This is a genomic window from Butyricimonas faecihominis, from assembly GCF_033096445.1.
GTDB classification, from domain to species: domain Bacteria; phylum Bacteroidota; class Bacteroidia; order Bacteroidales; family Marinifilaceae; genus Butyricimonas; species Butyricimonas faecihominis.
This window is the reverse complement of the sequence record NZ_AP028155.1, coordinates 1443084-1468211: the sequence shown is the minus strand read 5'-3', so window position 1 is coordinate 1468211 and position 25128 is coordinate 1443084. Positions and strand designations below refer to the sequence as shown.

The 25128-nt window shown below is 44.3% G+C and carries 18 protein-coding genes; 3 read left to right on the top strand and 15 right to left on the bottom strand.

All coding sequences use genetic code 11. The features are described 5' to 3' along the window. Nucleotides 1–40: 40 nt before the first annotated feature. The 10 genes from R8806_RS06220 to dnaK form a co-directional block, all read right to left on the bottom strand. The gene (locus R8806_RS06220; protein ID WP_022393626.1) at nt 41–1066 is read right to left on the bottom strand and encodes a DUF6371 domain-containing protein; all 1026 of its coding nucleotides are present in this window, start codon (nt 1064–1066) and stop codon (nt 41–43) included. 115 nt (nt 1067–1181) lie between these two features. Continuing rightward, the gene (locus R8806_RS06215; RefSeq protein ID WP_135950343.1) at nt 1182–2555 is read right to left on the bottom strand and encodes a DUF3987 domain-containing protein; all 1374 of its coding nucleotides are present in this window, start codon (nt 2553–2555) and stop codon (nt 1182–1184) included. Further along, nucleotides 2555–2914 carry a helix-turn-helix domain-containing protein gene (locus R8806_RS06210; protein ID WP_005936665.1) on the bottom strand — a complete coding sequence of 120 codons (360 nt, stop codon included), beginning with the start codon at nt 2912–2914 and terminating at the stop codon, nt 2555–2557. Before R8806_RS06210 ends, R8806_RS06215 begins: the two co-directional genes overlap by 1 nt. Before the next feature lie 298 nt (nt 2915–3212). Continuing rightward, nucleotides 3213–5561 (bottom strand): PIN domain-containing protein, encoded by a 2349-nt coding sequence (locus tag R8806_RS06205; RefSeq protein ID WP_135950342.1) that lies wholly within the window; start codon nt 5559–5561, stop codon nt 3213–3215. Between the two features lie 2 nt (nt 5562–5563). Next, nucleotides 5564–7306, bottom strand: coding sequence for a hypothetical protein (locus R8806_RS06200; RefSeq protein WP_229782927.1), 1743 nt, complete (start codon nt 7304–7306; stop codon nt 5564–5566). 224 nt (nt 7307–7530) lie between these two features. Next, nucleotides 7531–8307 (bottom strand): IS21-like element helper ATPase IstB, encoded by a 777-nt coding sequence (istB, locus tag R8806_RS06195; protein ID WP_016272400.1) that lies wholly within the window; start codon nt 8305–8307, stop codon nt 7531–7533. A gap of 21 nt (nt 8308–8328) precedes the next feature. Then, complete coding sequence (gene istA, locus R8806_RS06190) at nt 8329–9942, bottom strand: IS21 family transposase (protein WP_016272705.1); 1614 nt, start codon at nt 9940–9942, stop codon at nt 8329–8331. A 161-nt stretch (nt 9943–10103) separates the two neighbouring features. Then, complete coding sequence (locus tag R8806_RS06185) at nt 10104–11357, bottom strand: site-specific integrase (protein WP_005936674.1); 1254 nt, start codon at nt 11355–11357, stop codon at nt 10104–10106. Further along, nucleotides 11354–11914, bottom strand: coding sequence for a helix-turn-helix domain-containing protein (locus R8806_RS06180; protein WP_151411782.1), 561 nt, complete (start codon nt 11912–11914; stop codon nt 11354–11356). Before R8806_RS06180 ends, R8806_RS06185 begins: the two co-directional genes overlap by 4 nt. Before the next feature lie 209 nt (nt 11915–12123). Continuing rightward, on the bottom strand, nt 12124–14037 hold the full coding sequence (gene dnaK, locus R8806_RS06175; RefSeq protein ID WP_124317190.1) for a molecular chaperone DnaK: 1914 nt from the start codon (nt 14035–14037) through the stop codon (nt 12124–12126). A gap of 325 nt (nt 14038–14362) precedes the next feature. Here dnaK and R8806_RS06170 point away from each other — a divergent pair, with 325 nt between their 5' ends. Further along, a complete protein-coding gene (locus R8806_RS06170; protein ID WP_124317189.1) occupies nt 14363–17413 on the top strand; it encodes a tetratricopeptide repeat protein in 3051 nt (1016 codons plus the stop codon). Nucleotides 17414–17424: 11 nt separating this feature from the next. Continuing rightward, complete coding sequence (locus tag R8806_RS06165; protein ID WP_124317188.1) at nt 17425–18162, top strand: glycosyltransferase; 738 nt, start codon at nt 17425–17427, stop codon at nt 18160–18162. A 207-nt stretch (nt 18163–18369) separates the two neighbouring features. On the opposite strand, the gene R8806_RS06160 is transcribed toward R8806_RS06165, so the two are convergent. Beyond that, a complete protein-coding gene (locus tag R8806_RS06160) occupies nt 18370–18636 on the bottom strand; it encodes a GNAT family N-acetyltransferase (RefSeq protein ID WP_124317187.1) in 267 nt (88 codons plus the stop codon). A 103-nt stretch (nt 18637–18739) separates the two neighbouring features. Between R8806_RS06160 and R8806_RS06155 the strand changes: the two genes are divergently transcribed. Continuing rightward, nucleotides 18740–19582, top strand: a complete 843-nt coding sequence (locus tag R8806_RS06155) for an endonuclease VIII (RefSeq protein ID WP_124317186.1) — start codon at nt 18740–18742, stop codon at nt 19580–19582. Between the two features lie 38 nt (nt 19583–19620). Here the strand turns inward: R8806_RS06155 and R8806_RS06150 are convergent, their stop codons facing one another. From R8806_RS06150 to R8806_RS06135, 4 genes are all read right to left on the bottom strand, one after another. Beyond that, complete coding sequence (locus R8806_RS06150; protein ID WP_027201042.1) at nt 19621–21120, bottom strand: IMP dehydrogenase; 1500 nt, start codon at nt 21118–21120, stop codon at nt 19621–19623. Nucleotides 21121–21362: 242 nt separating this feature from the next. Continuing rightward, on the bottom strand, nt 21363–22541 hold the full coding sequence (locus tag R8806_RS06145) for a TlpA disulfide reductase family protein (protein WP_124318189.1): 1179 nt from the start codon (nt 22539–22541) through the stop codon (nt 21363–21365). Further along, on the bottom strand, nt 22538–23689 hold the full coding sequence (locus tag R8806_RS06140) for a TlpA disulfide reductase family protein (RefSeq protein ID WP_124318188.1): 1152 nt from the start codon (nt 23687–23689) through the stop codon (nt 22538–22540). Before R8806_RS06140 ends, R8806_RS06145 begins: the two co-directional genes overlap by 4 nt. Nucleotides 23690–23701: 12 nt before the next feature. Then, nucleotides 23702–25126 carry a RagB/SusD family nutrient uptake outer membrane protein gene (locus R8806_RS06135; protein ID WP_151411781.1) on the bottom strand — a complete coding sequence of 475 codons (1425 nt, stop codon included), beginning with the start codon at nt 25124–25126 and terminating at the stop codon, nt 23702–23704. Between the last annotated feature and the right edge of the window lie 2 nt (nt 25127–25128).

The following is a 25128-nucleotide window of genomic DNA, read 5'->3' as shown; positions in this document are numbered from 1 at the left end:
CCTTTCCCAAAGACAGCGAGCTGTCCTATTCATCTTTTTATTACATCTGTTCTACATCCACTAACTCCAATTTCAATTCATCAATGAGCATCTGCAAAGCCGGATTACGTTGTATCATTTTGGAGAGTATTATTTGCGGAGTATCTTTCATCAGAAGGAAATCTGCAATGTCCAATCCTTTTTTTCGTTGTTCATCTGTAGCGCATTGTTCCAGACTATCACTCAATACAACTTTGGAACATACGGAAGTAAGCAAAGGCATTTTGGTTTGCCAAACTTCTTTTGCTCCCAAGTCTGGGCATAGCATAACTGGCCTTCCTTTCAAAATACTTATCACATCAGGCTTGAAACATCCGTGCATTCCACCGGTAGCCAACCATATAAACTCCGGCATATAATGGGTCGCTACCAAAGCGGATTTTTCGCTTTCCACAATAGCTACTGGTTTGATCGGATTATCAGACAACAGATGTTCGCCAAACAGACATTGCTTCAAATGGTAATTTTGGAAATTTAGTTCCGTATGTACCCAACTTATATAACTTCTTGGCTCTTTTATCCGATGTCCTGTTTTTGAATCATACAACATTATTTTTCCTGTTCGTACATTACCCTGCCAATCAATTTGCCAATAGACGGTAGAACCGCCCCACTTCTTTGATGTACCAACATGATACAGTTGGAATATCCGGGAAGTCTCGTCTTTGCCCAATACTCCGGATAGGTAAATGTACAATGGATTCATGCCATAGTTGGTAAGAGTACGTTCCATTAGTTCATTGTCAACAAAAGAGGTAGGAGATGGCAAATGAGACTTAGGCTTGTCGACTTCAACGAAATCATCCTTTTTGTAATCCATCACCATTGGGTTATCATGAAAATAATCTGATGGAGTGTAATGGTATTGACAAGATTGTTCATGGTCGCATCTGCCTACATAATCAGGAAAAGTTATTTCTCCTTGACTATCTATGTACTTGACAAAGCATTGCTTCTTTCCACACTTCGGGCATGAAAATTTTGAACCACGCTTATATTTTTGAAGAGAAAATCTATATTCAGCCATACTTCTTTGTTTTGTTATTGCAGTCCATGCAACTTGCACTTATTGCAGTTTTGCAGAAATCCTATGTAAGCGCAAAGTGCAAACTGCAACAACTGCAAACTGCAAAAGGTGTCGTTTATTGCAGTTTCTCATATTCACCTCGCTTTACCTTCTTGATAATCTTATTCGTGGCAAGATTAACCAAAGAGTACATCACCGACCTTTCCGACAACCCTACTTCTTTTCCGGCTTGAATAGCATCGGCAGTAGTGAAAGTTGCGGAAAGGCAATCAAGCAATTCTCTCTTTTGTGGTTCAACGCTCTCTCTCAGCATATATCTTTGAATGTTGGTATAACAGTTCTCAAAGTATTCACTCAATGCAATAGCTGATTTGGTTGAGTCAATATCCACAAAATCCTTGTGTGCTTCATTGCAAGCCCAGCGAAGAATCTGCAAGACTAAAGCCAAACGAGCCGTAATCATGGGAGCCTTAATCACTCTGCTATCCACCAATCCATCATCTTGGATTTGATTAACAGCCCGAATCGCATTATTGCGCCAGTTTGTAAAATAGGCTTTGGCTTCCGAAGAAAATTCCAGTACATTATGTATGGCTCTGTCATCTTCATTCTCTGTAAATGGCAAACTAATCACCTTATTTATAATAGAATCCCACATAGATGAGTATTTACCAAAAGTTGATACGGAAGAATCTTCATCCAAGCCCCAATCTGAAATTTCCTGAGACGATGGATAAACAAAAATTATTCTGTCTATCAGCCCATTGTCTTTATATCCTTTCTCTATTAGTTCGTGCATACGTGTCGTTTGCATCGTGCCGACAATATTTATAAAAGGATGCTCTATATGAATAGGTACAGGGATGCTGCACCTTGAAACATCCAATGGCTTTCCGCTGAATGCAGTCAATAACTGTTCAATGAGTTGCCCTTTGCTATATTGATTCACGGCATTAAACATTCCCATTATTTCATCCACATATACCACGACACCTCGCTGATTGTCATCCAGCGCACGCATTAAAGCCTCCGGTGTAAAATCGGATATGATGATTCTTCGTAAAACAGGTTTGTCCGGCAGTGAAGAGGATTTGTCTTTTTTGACCTTGTTGTTTTCAATCAAGCTATTATAATGCTCCATATCCAATTTGAATTGCTTGATGATTTTTGCATCATGCTTTCGGATAGGGCGGAATGCGAAATCCAAAGGTGGGGTTTTGCCCATTCCGGGACGACCTACCAATATCATATAGAGGGCAGGATTACTAATCCATCCACCACGAATACGGATATTGACAGCGTTGCCAATAGCGGTTGACACTGCCACCAAAAGAGAAGCCATCATGTACTCAATGGAATAATTTTCTTGCCGTGCTAAAGCCAATATCATATCTTGAATTTTGGCAGGAAAAGCATCCAAAGGAATCTTGCTTTCAAAGACCCCTTCAAATTCCATTCTGAGTGCATTGCATAAATTGGTTGAATCCATTAGAACCTGGTATTTCTTTTTGACTTTATGAATTGGGCGGCTTCATCCGCCAGTTCCTTCTGCGATTTCCGTTTGCCGTCATGAAGCCATGCGTCAATCTCCGATTTGAGAAACATGATACGCTTCCCTCTCTTATGAAACGGAATCTGGTGGCAACTCGTCCATCCGTAAACGGTCTGTTCCGCCGGATGGCTGGGTAGGTATTCGCACAGTTCTTTCAGGTTCATCCACTGGTCGACAGGCCGTACTTGTGGGATGTTGTTCAGACTGTCAATCTTGGAATCAAGTTTATTGAGTTTGTCCATCATCCATGACATTGCCTTAGGCAAATCTTCAAATGTAATGTTCATGTCTTCCATATCGTTATTAGTTGATTTTGCTGCAAAGTAATGGCAAATTTCAATACTGATTTATGGATGGCAAATATCACATAAAGAAACATCAGCAGGTCATAAGAATCATAAACTATATGCACTGATTATCAGTGCATATAATGACAAATTCCATTATTAGATTTTTTCGTTTATGCCTCTCGACATAAGGGAATCATCATCGAATCATAAGGTTGTGAAGATAAAAATGTATAGAAACAGAAAGCCACCCACATGAAAGATGCAGATGGCTTACAGAATAAGAAATCAATGTCGCTTTCTATACTTAGCGTAAATTATTTTTTAGAAATTTCTTAAGCGAGATTGTAGTTATACCCAATAGCTTAGACTTAAGTTGTAGCCCATTGTCTGATGTAAGCATAATTGGATTCTGTTCTTTATACTTTAATGCGACTGATAATATCATATTGTCAGGTGAACGTTTATCAAAGTCATCTGGCAATAAAGAAGTATCTGCGAACTCGTATAAAATCTCATGCTGTGACTCATTATTAAGATTACGTAAAGCCTTCTCCGCGTTTTGTCTTCGTTCTTCAGTTAATTTGATTTTCATCTTATCGAGCTCATCCGTCATCTTTGCAGACAAGATGATAGGATACTTTCTGTCAATCTTAGAAATAATATCGGGATAGTCCACAAAAACATTAGTATCAATGATATAATAGTTTTTCTTTGTTATACTTAATTCCTTCTTTTTCCGTTCAAATTGAGAAAGGTCAATTTTACCTACAACTCTCAACCCTATTGTGGAGGAGACCGTTGATACTGTTTTTTCTTCAGATATAGGTTGGACTATAGGGGCTGATGATTCTGACTCTTGCAAATTAGTTCTCCATACATTTGTTTTACCATCAAACTTATCACAATTATCTATAAACTGTAATACTGTAGGTGATACAGTGTGAAATTCGTTAAGAGGCATATCTGAAATAATGAGAGTCGTACTAAGCGAACGGCTTGTTGCTACATTAAAACGTCGATCTTCTAGTGCGAAACCCGGATTCCTTCCAGGAATGTATAGAATAGCATAATCAACAGTCATACCTTGGATTCTATCTATCGTTTCGATAGTTATATCCAGTTCAAGGTCAGACGTACAGAAACGTTTCTGCAGTTCCTTTACAGAATCTCTAAAAGGTGTTATGATAGCTAAAGAACGATCAGGGTAAAATTTTTCCAGCTTTTCAATCACATCTCGTATAATAGCATCTGCTTTATCTGAATAAACTCCATTGCGGACATCTAGTGTACAATGGTAAAGTACACCGCCATCTTGTGGAAATAAGACACTATTCGCTTTGGTAAAATCTAAATAGTCTTGCTTCACAGACACAAAACGATTTCCGTAAAAGCATTTTGTAAGGGAGGCTGATCGACTCGTGAGACGGAAAGTGGTTACTATACGATAAGATTTTATCGATGTCCCCAGCACCATAGACTTCAATCCTTCAACTTGTGTTGCCACATTCCACGAATTATATTGTGGATTGTTAAGTTTCACGATAGGTGGCAACTGCATAGGATCACCTACAATTAGGCAATCAATCCCCAACTGCTTAAACGCAACTATAGCCGTGAGAAAAGCCTGAGAAGCTTCTTCTATGACTACCAAATCGTATTGTGGCAAACCATACAGAGTCATCTTCTTTTCGCTAAAAACACTTGACAACTGATAGTTTGTCGCACAGAGCATTTCGCCACCAGGAACCTGCAAGTCGGCAGAGGCAGCTTTTACACCAGACACCTGTTTGCGTTCGTCAATAGAGAGATTTGTCTTGCTGACACGACCTTCCTTCACATACTTCTGCAAAGGCTTCTGCTTTATCAACTCGATAAGACCCTTGTTCGCCATGGTGGTGACGCAGACGGTTTTGCCAGCATCAAGATACGATGAAATCACAGAAGCGATGGTGTAACTCTTACCAGTTCCCGGAGGACCTTGTACGATACAACAATGTTCATTAGCGAGCGTGTCTATGATTGTGTCAGAAATGCCTGTTGGCTTCTGTTCATCAAATGCGAGTTCCTCGGGTGTCCATTCCTCATAATCTATAGTCGGTTCAAGGTTCAATTCATCGTTTGAAGAGAATGCATCCATATAGCTGGCAAGGTTGCGGAAATACTCTACAGGAGGAAATGGATTATGGACGATAAGTGAAAGACTTTTGCCATCAACCAACGCCTTTGACAAGATATCGTACAACTTAAAACTGAATCCAGAGCATGCAACATAGTCATAGTTGGAATCACCAGTATGAACATAGTACATTGGAGTCATGTCAGAACCAGAAGAATGAAAATCCTTATTGTCAACGAACTCATCCCAACGGCAGATCCACTCCGTAACGTGTTCACCTAATGCTTGCTTAGCACCTTTCTTAATTATGCACACGCCCTTCAGAACTTTCAAGCGTGGAGCCATACGACGAGGGCATTTGAGGATAATCATGCCTGTCTCATGCTGAATGGAATCAACATAAGCAAGCGATAATTCACCTGTCTTAAATAAGTTCCGCATCTGCGAGCGATTGATCTTTTGTTGCTCGTCGATAGCCTCTTTCACTTGGTCAGCAAAGAATGACTTATAGTTTGCAAGTTTGATATTGTCAATCATAATCAATAGTCGTTATCGTTGTAATCATCGTTACCATCTTCCGCTTCTGCCATAGCACCAACATAGTGAGCGAATACGGCATCCATATTTGTACGAGCAGCCACACGAATCAAGGTGTATGCAGTACCTTTGGCATCTTCAAGTATGCCTGTATAAAGAGCCCTTACTACATCAACCTTCTCCTTGCCGGTAATCTTGATAACAACATCGTCTTTTTCTACGAGTTTCAGGAATTCCTCGGCGTTGTTAATGTAATGGAAGTTCTTGCCTTGTCCATCAAGATAAACGCAAATCTTCCACTTGTCATCAACCATCTTATTCCATACAGAAGGAGAAATATACATCACGCCACGAGCAGCACTACAAGCATGAATGTATCTGCCATCTTTAAGTTTGTGTACAGTTACATCACTCGCATTACGCACGAACTCTTCCATTGTTTCCTCAGGCTCTGCGTGCATCTCATTTCTGAGGTTCTGGTACAGACGCAACTGAGCAAGATAGTTGGTGTCGGCAATCTGCTCTGGCTTGATGTTACATTGAGCTAAGAGGTCTATTTCCTCCCTCGTTGGTGGTAATGATTCCAGTTCAAGAGGCGTTCCATGTGAGCGAAGGCGTTCTAATTCCTTTTTGGTGAAAATCTTCGGATGCTTACGTGTACGAGGTTTGTAAGGTCTGTCACCAACAGGTTGATAATTCTTGTCCTTATCAACAGATCCCATGTACCCATTACTGTCAGGATCATAATCCTTATGAGGCTTGTTTGATGAAGCGTGAGACGTGTTAGACATATGAGTATTAGAAGACGTTGTGCTGGCATTATCCGTTGTGTCAACATCTTCATCAACGTCAGCTTCTACATCGTCTGTTTCATCTGTGTCATCGTAGTCTTCAATATCCTCTTCATCAACCTGTTCATATGTGTCATACTGACCAAGGTCATTTTCTGGCTCTTCCTCTGCTGTAGATGACGTTGCTTGACCAACTAGTGATTCAGTTTGTTGCGACTGCTGTTGTGGACGAGAGTCAGAAGTTGACTGCTGCGATGCGGTTTGAATAGGTTCTTTTGGTGATGTCTCTGATTCTTCCCCAACTTCAAGTTCGTTAACAGGTCTTGACGTTACATCTTTATTTGGTGCACCAGGCTTGTCATCCTCGCGAATAGTTTTCGTATCGTCAACATGCTGATTTTCTGTTGATGTCTCTGTAGTTGCTTCAGTAGCAGAATCTGTTGGTTCATTCGTAGCATTGCTATAGTAATCGTTTTCTGTTTCGATAGGTTCTTCTTCCTCTGGCTCAACGTTGATGGTCAAATCCAACGATCTGAGATAAGCGCGGAACTTTTCATCGTATGCAAGTGAAGAGCAATACTTTTCGATGCACGCTTCTACAGAAACGCTATCATCAAGAACGTCTTCACATACATTATCATACACGTCAAAACCTACCAGTCGCTTCAATCTACTACAGAACTTTGTAAAGGTACGATTATGCTTCCATGAGCTTACATAATAAAGGTGGTTGTCATCGTTATAGATACGCTCCACATCATTATGTATAGTGTCATAACCGAGGTCTATCTTTTCACATACAACAAAATGATACTGCGACAGCTTTGTATTATAACGTTCGTAGAGTTCTTGGAATCGATCTGGGTTCTCGATAGCCGACAAGATAAGCAGACGAGGTCTGAGTATGGCAACCATATCAGCTGTTTCATCTTGTTTGCCTATAGGTGTTGCCACAAAATCAGAACTGTTGGCGGCATAATTGTTTTCTATGGCAGCGTTTACTTTTGCTCGGAAATCGGCATCGCCAACTATGACAGTCGTGATGAAGGAGTCCTTGGTAAATTCGTTGAATCCAAGGTTAGCAAATATTGCAGTTATATTATCTTGTAGCTAACACTTGAAAAGGGACCCGGGTAGCATTTGAAACGTGTACCACCCGATAGGTTTTGCAAAGTTAATTAAATTTGTTTATTTATCATATCTTGTGTTTCTTTCATTCTGTACGATTTTCCCGTCATGTTCAGTAGAATCGCCTTGTGCGTTAGCCTGTCTACCATTGCTGTAACTAGTACTTTGTCTGCAATAATCTCGTCCCATCTGTTGAATGCGAGATTTGTTGTAATGACGGTTGTTTTCTTGTCAGTTCTGAGTGACAGATGGTTGAACAACATCTCCGCTCCCGCCTTGTCACAAGAAACGTATCCGAACTCGTCGCAGATGACCATGTCGTATCGTTCGAACTTGTTCTCGAGTGCCCTTAGTGTCATTGCGTTCCGGCATTCCCTTATCTGCGTAAGCAGTCTGGGCACGGAAGTGAACAGTACGGAGTATCCCGCGTTACAGGCCGCAATCCCCAAGGCTGTAGCCAGATGGGTCTTTCCGGTACCGGGATTCCCGTATAGTATAAGGTTGCGCCCTTCCTTGATGAAATCAAGTGTCTCAAGGTTTGGCAAGGCCTTCCGCGCTTCTGGCGGAAGCGCGTCCGTGTCTATTTCGTTGAGGTATCGCAACTGTGGGAACGCGGCATTTTTGATGCGATGCCGACGCTGGTTCTCCGAGCGGTTTTCTTTTTCCTGACGCAGGAGTTCGGCCGTGAACATCCACAGGTTCCATCGTTCATCAAGTCCTTGCTGTATAAGCAGGTCGATGTCGCGTCGTACCAGAGGGAGTTTGAGGTCGAAGGCATACGCACGTATCCGTTCGCGTATGGAGTCTTGATTTTCGTTTTGTTCCATTGCTATGCAATTTTTATGTTGTTAGACGGTAACTTTGTTTACAGGTTGTTGTGTGGCGCCACATCCGATCATCGCCGAAAGTGTGTCCAATGTCTGTGAGGCCGATTCTTCAATGGCGGTCTGTTGTGGATCGGACGGGGTCAGGGTGGCCGCGTCTTGACGGACGTTTGCGGTTCCATTGCCGTCACTGGCCAGCATCTCGGCGCTCAATTGTTCGGAAGACAGGCGTTTGAGTCCCCGGGAGGACAGACGGTCTGCCGCAGCCAGTATGTCGGCATAAGTGCGCTGGTTGTCACGGGTAAACACGAGCAGTTCGACAAACGATCTGGGAGAATCCGTAAAATGTTTGCGAAACAGTGCCGCCACGTCCGGGTGTACCTGTCGCATGGCCGTGGATCGTCCCAACGCCGCAGGCTTGCGAAGGAACGTGCCCAGATAGTGCATCAGGTCGATACACCAGTCACCGAGACGCCGGGAGCGTACATGCGTGGCTACCTTGTCGCGACCGTCAAGCACGACAATACGCTCGGAATACATCTTTATGGGTACCTCCCGACCGACAAGCCGGTCAGGCACAGAGTAATGCACACCATCGACGGTAATGGTGGAATACTTCCCGACACGGGCATGCCGCTGCTCAAAGCAGCCCATGTCACCGTGGTCAAGCGGCCGCAAAGCCGCAATATCGGCCTGTACGCGCTCCTTCTTCTCTTGCGCAGACATGTTGGAAGCCTCCCCGTTGAGCCTGTCACAGACCTTGTCAAGATGACACTGCGCCTGCTCCAGCGAACCGAAACGGACATCATAGGCGAAAGCCCGCCGGCGGATATGTTCCACCGAACGCTCCACCTTACCTTTCTCCCATCCCGAACGCGGATTACAGAAATGAGGGGTGAAACAATAGTGGAGTTCCATGCGGCGCAGGGCATCGGTATGTTCGCGCTCCTGTCCAAGGAACTTCTTGACGGCCACCCGCATGTTATCGTAGGCCATTACTTGCGGCGTGCCCCCCAAAGCACGGAAGCAGTTGCGGTGTGCTTCCATCAGGGCCAACGTGTCCTCGCGGGAGAACAGGTATGCCCGCCGCAGGTTGCTATGGTTCATCGTGAACACGGCCATGTGCAGCTTCGTCTTGACACCGGCAATCCAAAGTGTCAGCACGCCCCAGTCAAACTCGCACCGGAACCCCGGTTCATACTCCTGGCGGATGAACGCCGCCGGGGACTTGGCTGGAGCGGACACCGCCACTTCCAATGCACGGACATACTGGCATACCGTCGAATAGGCAATCTCTATGCCTTGATCGCGCAACCGGCGCCACATGTCAATCTTGCGCATCTGCTGCTTGCGCAATCCGGCCGCGGCATTAGACCGGTTGCGGGCCATGAAGCCGTCTATCGCCTCCATCACCTGCTGGTTCATCACTCTGCGGACACGTTTGCTGCTGTCATAGCGCACCGGCTGCTGCAGGTACGTGTCCATTGCTTCCGCATCGGGGTTGTCACCGACCGCTTGTTCGAAAGCCCGGAGATACTTGCGTACAGTCTTGCGGCTCATGCCGTTACGACGGGCGATCTCACGGATGCTCAATCCGTCACGCCTATAGGCGAGAATTATGGAATCTCTTTCTTCCATGTGGTACATATTATGAACGCCATTGGTTTTTATGAATATACCAATTTTGTTCGGTTAAACATACCCATGGGTGGGGCACTTTTTAAATGTTGTTCCGGGTCCCTTTTCAAGTGTTAGCTACATATTTACCTAATAATTTGATTTAGAATATAAAATTATAGTCAATAATACGGTAAATCAAGCTTAATCGTCTTGGTAGCCTCTTCCTTTTTAGCATCAACAACCTTTGCATACACTTGAGTTGTACGGACATTCGTATGACCAAGCATTTTGCTAACAGTATAAATGTCTGTTCCTCCGGCGAGTTGCAGGGTTGCATACGAGTGCCTAAAACAATGGTAGGTGATGTGCTTCGTTATTCCGGCTTCTGCAACCCATTTCTTTATCGGACGGTTAATCCATGACGGGTCTGGCAGTCCGCCAAAAACTAATTGTTCGCCGTCCTTCCTTTCACCACATAATTGAAATGCTTGTTCGGATATAGGCATATACTCAACGCCTTTGGTCTTTTGCTGAGTAAAGTTCAAACGGTAACCACCATTGAATACCTCTATCTCTGACCACTTCAACTTTTGAATGTCACAATGACGAAGCCCGGTAAGTGCAGAAAAGAGGGCGGCACGCTTCAACAACGGGTCGCATGGAGTTTGAGCCAAGCGGTTCAGTTCTTCAATGGTCAAGTATTCCCTACGGCTTTCTTGACCTTGAATACCCTTGATCTTTGCCCCAATATCAACCGTCAAATAGCCGTCAATGAAAGCCTGCTTCAATGCAGCCTTGAATATGGAGAAATAAGTGGATGCCGTATTTTGCGAGATGACACCTTTCTTGCCTCCTCCCTGTGGGGCGTTCAATAGGAACATACGGAATGATTCTATCAACTTCAAGTCAATCTGTGAGAAAAGGATGGTATCTCCTTTCGCAAAGATTTTCAACAATTCATGTACACGCTTCCAGTTGATGATAATGGAATCGGAGCTATGGGCGTGGCGTAACCGTTGCACATGGTCGAAGTAGTCTATGAAGTTGCAACGTGAACGCTCTAGCTGCTCTGCCTGTTCTGCATCCGTTTCAGAATAAAGCGAAGCGTTATCGTATTCCTTTTGGCGCAGGCTCCTCACCTTGTCGGCATAGATACACGATTCTTGGTCTAATTGAGATTTGCATTGGATGATGCCGTTCAAGTCACGCTTTAGCTTATAAGTGGTCTTGCCGTCTTTGTCGGTTCGGGCATTCCGCGACTTATCCCATATGGGAGTGGTTATAGTACGGCTCAGATATTCACGCACTCTTTGGGGAGTGGGTTTGTCTGCTTGGAAAACCGGATAAGCTTCAACATACAGGTACCATTCCTCGCGGTATTCCGATTTGCGGAGTTTTACTGAAACTCGTGTATTGGCCAACGCTTTCTTCATTGCTTCATCCCTTTATATAGGTTATCAATTTCTTTCTTGGGCACATAAACGAAGTTACCTATCTGCCGGGTAGGGATAGAGTATTTACGGATATGTAGATAGACCGTACTGTCTTCTAAATGAAACTTCTTGGATATTTCGCCGATAGTATAACAGTCTTTAGGCTCCAAGCTATATAGTTTTGCAACGGGTTTGGGTTTTGTCAGAGCTTTCTTTCGTAGCGGATAGAGTTTCAGCAGTTCTTCTTTGCTGACACGGATTTGGTTAGTTCCAAGATTTATGTGCGAAATAGTCCCTTTATGTATCAGACGATACAGCGTATCTTTGCTGATGCCGAACATGGCATAAGCTTCCGACACCTTGATGTAATCTTGGTGCTTCGGGATGCTCTTTACAATTTCATCCAATCGCTGATTCCGCTTCTCTTCGTCTTTCCTGCGCTTATAGGCAATGTTGGAACAGCGTTTGGAGCAATACCACGATTCTATGGTCTTGGCGATGAACTCCTGACGACACACCTGGCATTTGCGCTTTATCTCGAACTTTGCTGCTGGCATAATGCTGATTTTTATTTGTTTGTATTCAATCCGTTTATATTTTGTCGCAGATTTCCGACTTTCTTATCGCGGCACAAATATGGTACAAATATACAATAAAAATCCGAGAAACAAGCAAATCCATCAGAAAGTGTTAAAAATAAAGTAGGGTGTAACTCATTGAGCTACACCCTACTTCTCTATCGTTAGTTATCGTTGTTTACCGATACTTACTTCACTTCCTCGAAGTCAACGTCAGTTACTTCTTGGTCTTTTCCACCATTGTTCGCTTGTTGTTGTTGATCAGCGTGAGGGGCTCCTTGTTGTGCACCGCCTTGTTGTTGTTGGGCATTGTACATTTCTTGAGATGCAGCCTGGAACACGTTGTTCAGTTCATCAATAGCCGAATTGATAGCGGTAACGTCCTGAGCCTTGTGAGCGTCTTTCAGTTTTTGCAGGGCAGCCTCGATCGGTTGTTTCTTGTCGGCAGGCAATTTGTCTCCAAACTCTTTCAATTGTTTTTCTGTTTGGAAGATCATGCTGTCGGCTTTATTGATCGTGTCAATCCGCTCTTTTTCCTTCTTGTCAGCCTCTGCATTAGCGGCAGCCTCGTCCTTCATTCTCTTGATGTCGGAGTCGGAAAGTCCGGATGAAGCTTCGATTCGGATAGATTGCTCTTTTCCAGTAGCTTTATCTTTTGCAGATACTTTCAGAATACCATTGGCATCAATGTCAAAACTAACCTCGATCTGTGGTACTCCACGCGGGGCTGGTGGTAGTCCGTCCAAGTGGAAACGTCCGATTGTCTTGTTGTCTTTTGCCATAGGACGTTCTCCTTGCAACACGTGAATCTCAACAGACGGTTGGTTATCGGCAGCCGTGGAGAATACTTCTGATTTCTTGGTCGGGATCGTGGTGTTGGATTCAATCAACTTCGTCATCACTCCACCTAATGTTTCGATACCTAAAGAAAGCGGGGTTACGTCAAGTAACAACACGTCTTTAACTTCTCCGGTTAATACACCACCTTGGATAGCGGCACCAACGGCAACAACTTCGTCCGGGTTAACTCCCTTGGAAGGAGCTTTTCCAAAGAACTCCTCAACTTTCTTCTGAACAGCCGGGATACGGGTAGAACCACCTACCAGAATTACCTCGCTGATGTCTGATGCACTCACGTTTGCATTCTTCAATGCACGACGACAAGGCTCGATCGTAGCTTGCACCAGATGGTCTGTCAATTGCTCGAATTGTGACCGGGTCAAGGTTCTTACCAAGTGCTTTGGAATTCCGTCAACCGGGAATATGTACGGCAAGTTGATTTCCGTGGAGGTTGAACTGGAAAGCTCGATTTTAGCTTTCTCGGCAGCCTCTTTCAGACGTTGGTGAGCCATCGGGTCTTTCCGGATGTCCACGTTCTCGTCTTTCTTGAACTCGTCAGCCAACCAGTTGATGATCACGTCATCGAAGTCATCACCTCCTAGGTGGGTATCACCATCGGTTGATTTTACCTCGAACACTCCGTCACCTAATTCCAAGATAGAAATATCGAAGGTACCACCTCCCAAGTCGAAGACAGCGATCTTCATATCTTTATCTTGTTTATCCAATCCGTAAGCCAATGCTGCGGCCGTCGGCTCGTTGATAATACGTTTCACTGTCAACCCGGCAATTTCTCCGGCCTCTTTCGTAGCTTGACGTTGAGCGTCGTTAAAATATGCGGGAACGGTAATTACCGCCTCAGATACCTCTTGTCCTAAATAATCTTCGGCTGTTTTCTTCATTTTCTGAAGAATCATGGCAGAGATTTCCTGCGGGGAATATTTACGGTCTCCGATTTCAACACGCGGGGTATTGTTTTCTCCTCTTACCACTTTATAAGCTACACGATTGATTTCTTTATCTACCTGATCATAGGTTTCACCCATGAAACGTTTGATAGAATATATTGTTCTCGTCGGGTTCGTGATAGCCTGACGTTTTGCAGGGTCACCTACTTTTCTTTCGCCATTGTCAACAAAAGCAACAATAGATGGTGTTGTTCTCCTACCTTCACTGTTCGGAATCACCACCGGCTCGTTACCTTCCATTACGGCAACGCAAGAGTTCGTGGTTCCCAAGTCTATACCAATAATCTTTCCCATATTGTTTAATATTTATAATGTTATTATTTTCTATTTACTTTTTCGTTCTTTGTCCCTGAATAGTTTCAAGAACATTTATCTTTTATCAAACGGTGTGCCAGTTCCCAAATAAGACTTATTTTCATAAAAATCTCTTACAGGCATGTGACTGGTGTCACGTTTACTGACAGAACGTCATAAATCGAACCGGTCAAGACGTTTCAATCTGACAATGAAATGGCAGAAAGAGTATTGGGAGTTGATAACTTATTTTATATCTTTATACCCGTTAAAGGTCGTAAGTGGGCGGTGAGATATATTAACTAGTTGTGTAAAAGATTCTACAGTGGAAGAAGTCGTAAATAAGTCTATTCAGGTAATTGGTTTCACGAGAAATGCCGATTTTCAATTACCCGTTTTAAATGCCAATAAAGAATTATTGCAGGAGAATATCATCCTGCTGCGGGTTGGTTGTCAGCATGAAGAGTTTCTAAACGTGTTACAAGAGGTACAGGCCGAGGATATAATGCTTGTCGATCTGGATCGGGTGGCCCTGCCCGTGTTGAACGCTCTTGGGCAAGCTTACGGAAAAACGGAACGAAAGGATCATGTTTATTACGTGAGTAACCGGAAACGTAAGCTGTGGCTTGGGTTTGTGGATGCAGTCCTGTGGCGAGGTGATCGGAGTATCACGGATTCTCCTGTGTTGATCGGTAACAAGTCTTTGTTCATGAAGGCTTACGCCGGGGATGACTTGGACGGAAATCTATTGCGGGCTGTGAGTTACAGTTTACAGAAAGCTTTCGTGAAATTCGGGACCTTGGAGGTGCCTGTTACTTGGAAAGATTCGGAAAACGTTTCGAACCCTGCCGTGAATTATTTTTGGAAGATACCTTTTCGTTTTTTGACCACAGGCCGTTTCTTTACCACCTTGTTTGATGTTTCCGGTCGGTCTCGTCGGGATATGACATTCCGAATGCTTATGCTGTTATTCGGTTTGTTCGTCTTTTTTTACATGCCTTATATCAGCAAGGATTACGGGATTAGCGGGGACGAGTTTGTCGATCACCGGCATTCCGGTTATGTGCTTGATTTCTTCACGAAAGGAGATAAGGCCGCGTTGAATCAGCCGAAAACGGCTTTACATCTTTACGGTAATTCGATGCAGGTCGTGGCGGCCGTTGTGGCTAACGTGATCGGTGCGGATGATGTCTATGCCGTGCGCCATGTCGTGTGTGCCTTGGTGGGAGCTTTGGGGGTAATTGCGATCGGTCTGTTGGGAATGCGTTTCGGGGGAGGGTTGTGTGGACTGATTTCCATGTTGTTACTCTTTTTTTCGCCTCGTTTCTTCGGGCATAGTATGAATAACCTGAAGGACATTCCGTTTGCCGTGGGATACTTGGTTGCCATATTCTACTTCGTGCGGATGTTCGATCGTTATCCCGTGGTCAAACTACGACACATGATCGGGGCCATGCTGGGAATCGCTTTGGCACTGGGAACCCGTTCCGGGGGCTTGCTTTTGTTCCCGTACTTGTTGATGTATGGCGGTTTGTTTTACATCTTGTGGGTCGGATTTAAGGAGTTTTATAAATTTATGAAATATCGTAAGGAAGTCGAAAACATTCTGTTTTTGATTATACTCGTTTTATTTGTTGGGTATTTCTTGTCTATCATCACGTGGCCTTTCGCGTTGGCTCGCCCGTTTACTAACGTGGTTGTGTCGTTAAAGGAATTCACGAATTATAATATCGGGTTGCGCACGATATTCGAGGGCGAACAGATGATGTCGAATATGTTGCCTGTCCATTACGCCCCGAAATACCTGATGATTGGGTCTCCCTTAGTGGTGGTGGCCGGTTTTATCGGTTACCTCTTTTTCATGGCTTTCCGGAAGAAGGAATTCTCTCTGTTGTCGTTCTTCATTTTATTCTCACTGGTATTTCCCGTGTTTTGGGTGATTTACCAGAAATCAAATTTGTACGGGGGAATTCGTCATTTGTTGTTCGTGATGCCTTTCATGGTGTTGTTGGCAGCCCGGTTCTGGACGTTAATGTTATCTGTTTCCCCTAAATATTTGAAGGGCGTTATGGTGGTCGTGTTTGTTGGGTTGTTATTCCTGCCTGCACGTCACATGGCCGTGAATCATCCCAATGACTATGTTTATTTTAGCGAGTTGGTGGGAGGATTGCGAGGTGCTTACGGGGATTACGAAACAGACTATTATTATAATTCCTTGAAGAAAGGGGTGGATTGGTTCAAGAAGAACGTGGATTATAAGGGACGTCCTCTCCGGATCGTGACGAATCATAGTGCGAATCTGCAACATTATTTCCGGAAAGATACGAATGTAACCATCGTGTATAGTCGGTATTACGATAAATTCAGCAAGGAGTGGGATTACATGATATTCGATAACGTGTATATCAATAGTTTCCAGTTGAAAAATGGTCTTTTCCCGGTGAAAGAGGGCTTTTTGTACTCGGTGGATGCCGATGGGTTGCCGATGTGCGTGGTGGGTGAGAGAACGTCTAGGGATGATTACGAGGCGATCAAGTTGGAGGAACAGAAGAAGTACCCGGAGGCGATCGCGAAATTGGAGAATTATTTGAAGGATCACCCGTGGAACGAGGAAATGTGGATGCGTTTATCCCGGATGTACTACACGATCGGCAAGCCGGAGGAGGCTCTTCGGTGTACGGGTGAATCTCTGAAATGGCAACCGCAGTTGATGGATGCGTTGAATATCCGGGCGTTGAGTGCTTTGGATTTGAAAAAGTTCACGACGGCTCATCAGGCGGTTGACGCGATGTTGGCCCAAAATGATGTGGCATCTTCTTCTTATTATGTGAAGGGGTTGATTTACTACACGGAGGGAAAGGATAAGGAGGCGTTGGACTATGTCAATAAAGCGTTGAGGTATAACGGTGGAAACGTGCAGGCGTTGGCCTTAGGTGGGGATATTCTACGGCGAAACGGGAGTTATTCGAAAGCGATAGAACCTTACGAGAAGGTGGTGAGAGCCAAACGGGCGGATGAGCGGGTGTTGCTTTCTTTGGCGGAATGTTACTGTCGTGTGAATAACTACAAGTTACTGGAACAGGTCTCGTCATTGTTACACGAGCAAGGGCGGGATAAAGAGGCGTTGCAGAAGATTGAACTCCGGGCTTTGATTCAGCAAAAACGCATGGAGGATGCCGAGAAATTGTTGAAACAGATGAGCGGGGTTAAGGAGGATAGCGAGTTTGTATTGTTACGTGCGCTATGTGAACTTGCCGCGGGACGCCGGGCTACTGCCGCTGAAATGGCTCAAAAGGCGGTGGAACTGGACCCGAAGAACAGGGAGGCGATTGAATTACAGCGTTTCTTGTCGAAAGAAATGGAGATTCGGAAATAAAACGATTATAAATGGAAAAGATATGTGTCATCATCCCGTGTTATAACGAGGCGCAACGTTTGGAGTTGGAGGTCTTCCGGGAATTCGTGGGTAGAGAAGAACGTTTTGATTTTTGTTTCGTGAACGATGGTAGTCAGGATAATACTTCCGAGGTTTTACGGCGGGCCGTGGAGTTGGAACCGGGGCGTTTCTTGCTGGTTGACAATGCGGATAACCGGGGAAAGGCGGAGGCCGTCAGGAGTGGGATGTTGTATGTCAGTTCCTTGAATCGTTACAAGATCGTGGGGTACTTGGATGCCGATCTGGCCACGCCATTGGAGGATTTGTATTTGTTGGCAGAGGTGATGGACCGGAAACCGGGAGTATGCATGACGATGGGGGCCCGTTTGAAACGCTTGGGGGCTAACGTGCAAAGGAAAGCGTATCGCCACTATTTGGGGCGGGGGTTTGCCACGTTAGTTTCGATGTTATACCAACTTCCCGTGTATGATTCCCAATGCGGGGCCAAGCTTTTGAAAAGTGAGTTGATACCTGTTGGATTTAGCGAGGAATTTCGTTCCGGTTGGCTCTTCGACGTGGAACTAATCTTACGAATCCGGGAAAAACACGCTGATTATGACCGGATTATTCATGAAGTTCCCTTGAATACATGGGTGGAGAAGGGGGATAGCCGTATCAAGTTCAAGCATTTGTTGAAGATGCCCAAGGAATTGTTTAATATTTATTGTCGATACATGGGGAGTGAATAAGGGAGCGTGTTCCGGGTTATTCTAAACTTAATATTCCGGATAAGTTACCATGTACTCGCGTCGCTGCCTCGTTAGTAAGTTACCGATAAGTCTTCGAGCGGGAGTGGTAACTTGTTCCAGTGTTCGTGTCGATGAATGGTGGGATTACGCCCGAGTCACGGGCAGAACACCGGAGGGTGTGTCTGCCAGTAGCCTTGAATAATGTTTCTATTGTAAATATTCCGGATGTCGTTTCAACCACACGGTCGCGTACGAGCAAGTGCCTTCCGGTTTGAGGTGATTGGCTCTCGCGTAATCATAAGCGGTTTCCGTGAGCGCGCTTGCGATCCCTCTCCCTTCTAAAGCCGGGGGAACGAACGTGTGAATGATGTCGAGACTATTGTCCGTTAACCTGTATTCAGCATAAGCTGTCATGTTTTCCAGCTCGATTTCGAAACGTTGCCGGGTAGGGTAATGTGTCACTTTGTAATTCATAGTTTTTGTTTTTTGATGTAACGAAGATAAGCAATAAAATGTTTTGTGTCATTTTTTCGATTATATTTGAGGAAGAAAGAGTATAAATTTAAATGATGGAATTATGATAGAAGCACCTGAAGCGCTTTGTTTGTCGGAACAGTTGAACGGGGTTATCAAAGGAAAGGTCGTGACTGATGTTATACCTTGCTACACCCCGCATAAGTTTACCTTTTTCAACGGGGACCCGGAAGCATACCCGGGGATGTTGCTAGGTAAGACGGTGGACGGGGCTTGTGCTTACGGGGGAATGGTGCAAATTAACGTGGGGGATGCCAAGGTGGTGTTTAGCGACGGGGCAAACCTCCGGTATTACGAGCCTGAGGCGAAGTTACCGAACAAGCACCAGTTACTGATCGGGTTTGAAGATCAGAGTTGCATAATCGTTTCCGTGAGGATGTACGGCGCCGTGTGGTGTTTCGTGGGGGATTCTTTCGAGGGTGGTTTGATGTCATATTACGGAGGGGCTAAAAATAAACCGCAGGTGTTGTCGGATGCTTTTGACAAGGCGTATTTCATGTCCTTGATTAATGACGAAGGGGTGCAGAAAAAGAGTGCCAAGGCGTTGCTTGCCACTGATCAGATGATTCCCGGTTTGGGAAATGGTGTGTTGCAAGATATTCTGTATCTGGCTCGGGTACATCCGAAGACGAAGATTGCGGTTCTTTCACAGGCGAAAAGGGAAGAGCTTTTCGGGTGTGTGAAGAAGGTTTTGCGGGAGATATACCGACTGGGAGGACGTTGTTCCGAGAAGGATTTGTTTGATCAAAAAGGGGGGTACGTTCCTTACTTGTCTAAGGATACAGTGGGGAGCCATTGCGTGTACTGCGGGGATTATATATTAAAAGAGAATTATTTGGGGGGTAGTATTTACTATTGCAACACTTGTCAGCAAGAAGAAAGATAGAATAAAAAATCCCGGAGTTTAATCCGGGATTTTCGATATTATCTGTTGTGATCTTTTAATATCACGTCGTGGGCACCGCCTTCCACGATACTGGTTGAAGAAACCAGGGTGATTTTAGCATTCTTTTGTAATTCAAAGATGGATGTTGCTCCGCAGCTACACATCGTGGAGCGGATTTTACCGATGGTCACGTCCAAATTGTCTTTTAATTTTCCGGCGTATGGAACGTAACTATCCACACCTTCCTCGAATTTGAGGGATTCACTGCCGCCCATATCATAACGTTGCCAGTTGTGGGCGCGGTTAGAACCTTCTCCCCAGTACTCTTTCACGTAGGAGTTATTCACCATTAGTTTTTTGGTGGGGGATTCGTCGAATCGGGCGAAATAACGTCCCATCATCAAGAAATCGGCACCCATGGCAAGAGCCAACACCATGTGGTAGTCATGTACGAGACCGCCATCACTACAAATCGGAACGTAGATACCGGTATCCTCGAAGTATTTGTCACGGGCTTTGGCCACGTCAATCACGGCTGTTGCCTGTCCGCGGCCGATACCTTTCTGCTCGCGGGTGATACAGATGGAACCTCCACCGATGCCCACTTTGATAAAGTCAGCCCCGGCTTCCACCAGATAACGGAATCCGGCCTGATCTACCACGTTTCCGGCACCAACGAGTACTTTGCCGTTGTATTCTTGTTTAATCCATTGTAATGTTTCTTTTTGCCATTCGGAGAAACCGTCGGATGAATCGATACATAAAACGTCCACCCCGGCTTCTACTAACGCGGGAACACGTTCTTTGTAATCACGGGAATTAATCCCGGCACCTACCAGTAATTTCTTGTCCGTGGTGTTTAATAATTCATTCGGGTTATCTTTGTGGCTATCGTAGTCCTTGCGGAACACGAAGTAAGCAAGGTTTTGATCTTTATCGATGATCGGTAAGGTGTTTAGTTTATGATCCCAGATGATTTGGTTTGCCTCGCTCAGGGTCATCCCGATTTCTCCGACGGTTAATTTGGAGAAGGGAGTCATGAATTCTTTCACCTTTCTGTCTTTCGGGTCTTTTTCTCCCCGGTAATCCCGGCTGGTTACTATACCCAATAATTTGCCGTTCGGGGTTCCGTCATGGGTAACTCCCATCGTGGTATGTCCCGTGCGTTTCACCAAAGCAAGCACGTCTGCCAAAGTGGCTTCCGGGGTGATGTTGGAGTCACTGGTAACGAACCCGGCTTTGAATTTCTTTACCTTGCGAACCATTTCTGCCTGTGATTCGATAGGTTGCGAACCGAAGATAAATGACAATCCCCCGTTCCGGGCAAGTGCAATTGCCAATCCAGAATCGGAAACGGACTGCATAATCGCTGAAACAAACGGGATGTTCAGTTCAATGGCTGATTTCTCGCCTTTTTTATACTTCACCAAGGGTGTTTTCAATGAAACGTTGGTTGGGATACACTGTTTCGTGGTCAGACCGGGAATAAGCAGATATTCTCCGAAAGTTCTTGATACATCGTCCAAATAGATTGCCATAGAATTTATCTTTATGCGGTTTGATTAAAAATTGGGCAAAGATAGTCAATTTCTCGGAATATGCAGGGTGTAGAGCCTTATTTTTTGTTTCGATGAATTTCATGCAATTTTTTCAAGGCAGTTTAAAGAGTGATATAAAAAGGCAACCTCTCCCTATTGTATACAGAGAGAGGTTGTCAATAAATGAAGAAGGATTATTTACCTTTTATGATTTAGAATAATCAACAAGAAATAAAGATCTCTTATTTCTTGTTTGCTAACCGTTCGTCCAGCCACGTTTTCAGCTCGTGCTTGTCTTTTGCTTTCCCGACGATTTTTCCATCCGGGTCGATCAGCATCAACGTGGGAAGGTAAGGGATAGCGTAGAGCGTGGCTACTTTGGCAGGTGTATTGCGTATCGGATATTCATCGATGACTTGTAACCACGGGAGGTTGTCTTCTTCCAACGCTTTAAGCCAGTCGGTTTTCCGGCTATCATTCGTGATTCCGAGTATTTCAACCCCTTTTTTATGGTATTCTGCGTATAGTTTTTTCATTTCAGGGAAAGAGGCTCTGCAAGGACGACACCAAGAAGCCCAGAAATCCAGAATCACGTATTTCCCTCGCAAATCTGATAAGGATAATTTTGCTCCATCGGGTGTTTCCAGCGTGAAGTCCGGGGCCGGCATTCCCGGTTGCACCCGAATTCTTGCTGCAATTTCCTCTCTAACATCTTTAGCGAATGAGCTGTTTTGTACTTTAGGAGATAAGGCCTTGAATACTTGTTCCAATTCAGCTAACTCCATGTCATTCTGAAGGAAATTTAAATAGTATGCTACTGCTTCTATCGTGTCATTTTTCAGGATCAATTCTTTTTGTTGCTTCCGCACCTCATTGTTGAATTCTTTGGTTATCGCCTCGGTTTCTGCTTGATACTTGTAGAAGGCTTCTTTATCCTCACCATTATGGAGTTCATTCAATTTAGTTTGTACTTCTGCGTATTTCTTAAAGCGGGGTTCTTGCATCAACTTTTCCCGAACGTTACTGATTTCTTGGTATATTTTTTCGTTTAATGAACCTGTCACATCAACATTCGGTATACCCCGATACCCGTATTGGTCGATAACATCTGCCCATTTTCCAGCGAGAGTGATCGGGTTATTTTCCCCGATAAAGCTAAAGGATGCCGTTTTTTCCTTATCTGGGCAAATTTGAATCACGATCATGGTGGGTTCTTCCAGTTTTCCCGTGAAGGTAAAGTTCCCGTCCTTCATTTTTACCGTGTCCCCGGTTGTGACTTCTTCTCTCCCGACGGGAATTGTCATGATTGCGGTTCCGTTTCCAGCACCTTCAATATTTCCCTTGATAGTGTAACCATCCTTGTTGGATTGACAGGCTAAAATTGTTAACCCGATTAATCCGATAATTGTCATTTTTTTCATTTTTCGAATATTTCTATTAATTTTTGATCCAAATTCTCTTGCGGTTCGCCTCCTCCCCCGTAACGTCCAATGATGGTGCCGTTTTTATCAATTAGAATTTTCGTGGGTAGTGAGTGGATACCATACCATTCTCCGATGTCCTCGGAGGTGTCGTAGCCGTTAGCCGTGCTTTTCAGGCCACTTAAAATGTGGCGAAAATGCCCGATCCCGTCTTCTTCAATAGCTTTTTTCCACTTTTCTGGGGTGTCATCGTCAGACGCGATACACACGATTTCGAATCCCATACTTGCGTATTTTTCGTATAATGTCTTTAAGTGTGGATTACCTTTACGGCAAGGGACACACCAGCTGGCCCAGAAATCCAGAAGAACATATTTTTTACCTTTTAACTCGGAGAGGTTGAATGTTTCGTTGTTGACATCTTTCCGGTTGAACGGGGTGGCAACACTTCCCGGAGAACCTTTTTTTAATTTAACTATCTCCCCTGCTATTTCCTTGCCCGAACTACTGTTTTTTACCCGTTCCGTCCATTGGTTATAGGCGTTTTCAACTTCATCGGCAGGCAACGACATCAACCGGAAGCGCATGAGATAGGGGGCTAGATAAGAGTCGGGATGGGTTCGGATGAATTCATCTGTGATCCTGTTCATTCGGTCGTTATAAGGTTCGAATTGTTCACGGATAACGGCGGCTTTCTCGTGATCTTTTTCTGCCCGGTAAGCATCCAGAAGCGGTTGCATTTCTTTTCGTATAGGAGCTTGGAGACGTCTTAATTCTTGCTCTTCGTCATTTGTTTTCGAACCGGTAAGTTTAAACTCTTTAAATGCCCCGACAGTTACTTCCATGTGCATGGTGGTGGCTTCGATCCAGAAATCGGCTAGATTCGGATCGTCCATGAGCTGGATAGTTGAATCTAAACACAACAACACTTGCGTGGGTTCGGAAATATTTCCTTCTAGTTTAAATTTACCGTTTTCCACTGGAATTGTCTTTTTCAGGTATTGCCCGTTGTTATCCGTGTGTCCGAAATAGAGGCTACCGGAAGTCATGCCTTCTATTTTTCCGTTGAGCGTGAATTTAGTATTTTGCCCAAGGAGTATTGTTGTGCTTAATACAAGTGCGGCGAAGAATACGATTGATTTTTTCATATAAATAATGTTTTAAATTTTGCTGTATCCGGGATTCTGACTTCCAATAGTGGGATTTTTCTCGAATTCTGTTGCCGGGATGGGGAGTATCGTGTAATTATATTCCTTTATGGCGGGTTTGATCTTCAAGATTTCCTCTAACGGTAATCGTGTCATGGCGGTCCACTCTATCCCGTCTTCAAATATTAAATTTTTGACGGTTTCTTTATAAATTTCCAAACGTAGTTCATCCCGGTTCGTGATGGCATCTATGACGGAAAAATCAGTTATTCCCGCATGGCCCGAGACTGTTTTTAATAGATTTTTTGCATCCTCCAGTTTTCCCCCGGAAAGGACGATCGCTTCTGCCTTTAGTAAGTACATTTCAGTCAAACGTATGGCAATAGATTCTTCTTTTTTGTTTCCCGATATTCCTTTTACAATACCGTAGTCCGTTAGTGTCGGGTCATTATAACGCTTTTGTGCTATGAGCATCCAATCTTTTCGGGGATCATTCTCGATCAGAGACATGAAACTCGGCATCGCTGTGTACATGGCCATAGAATTATATTCCTGCCAGTAAGTACCATATCTGGCTGTTTGGTTTGCTAAGGGTTGAATCCCTAACATGACCTCTTTGCTCGTTAGACCTTTCGTGTTGAATATATCTTCAACATGTTCTTCCAATTCGTAGGGACCGTTATCAATGATATCAGTTGTGATCGTGACCACATCTGTATAATCTGTACCTTCACCCCGTAAAATCAATACTCTTGCTTTCATGGCTTTGGCAATCCATTGATTCCCGTAAATATTCTTGTTTTCTAGCGGGGCGTTTTTAATGGCTTCTTCGAGGTCTTCCAGTATGAACGTGTATGTGGACTTCACGTCACTCCTGCTTTTTGCGATATTATTTGTCGTGACAAATTCATCACGGATCAGAGCCCCGTATTCACTCTCCGTGTCATCAAAACGGCAGAAATAACGCAGCAAATTGTAGTGTCCGTATGCTCGCATTAATTTTGCCTCGGCAATGATTTCTGCCTTGCGGTTTCCCGTGAATAACGTGGAGGATAATGCTTCCATCTGTTCGATTACCCCGTTGGCTGCATTAATTAAGGAGTAAGCATTCGACCATGTATTTAAAATATTATTATCTGTTGGATAAAATGTTTCTTCAAGGGGAGAACCTCCGAATGCATACGTGAAGTATCCTGTAAGTATGGGAGAAGTTAGTTCGTGATAACTTGCCCATAAAATGGCTGGTTCGTCCTGAGATTCTCCTCCCGAGGCAAATCGGTAGTACACGCCATTTAATGCTATTTCGGCACTGGCTTGATCGACAATCACGTTTCCCTCTACTTTCGATTGAGTCGGTAAGGCGTTGAGTTGATCTTCGCAACTTGTCTGGGATATGATACTCAAGAACATGAATATATATATAAAGGTCTGTTTCATAA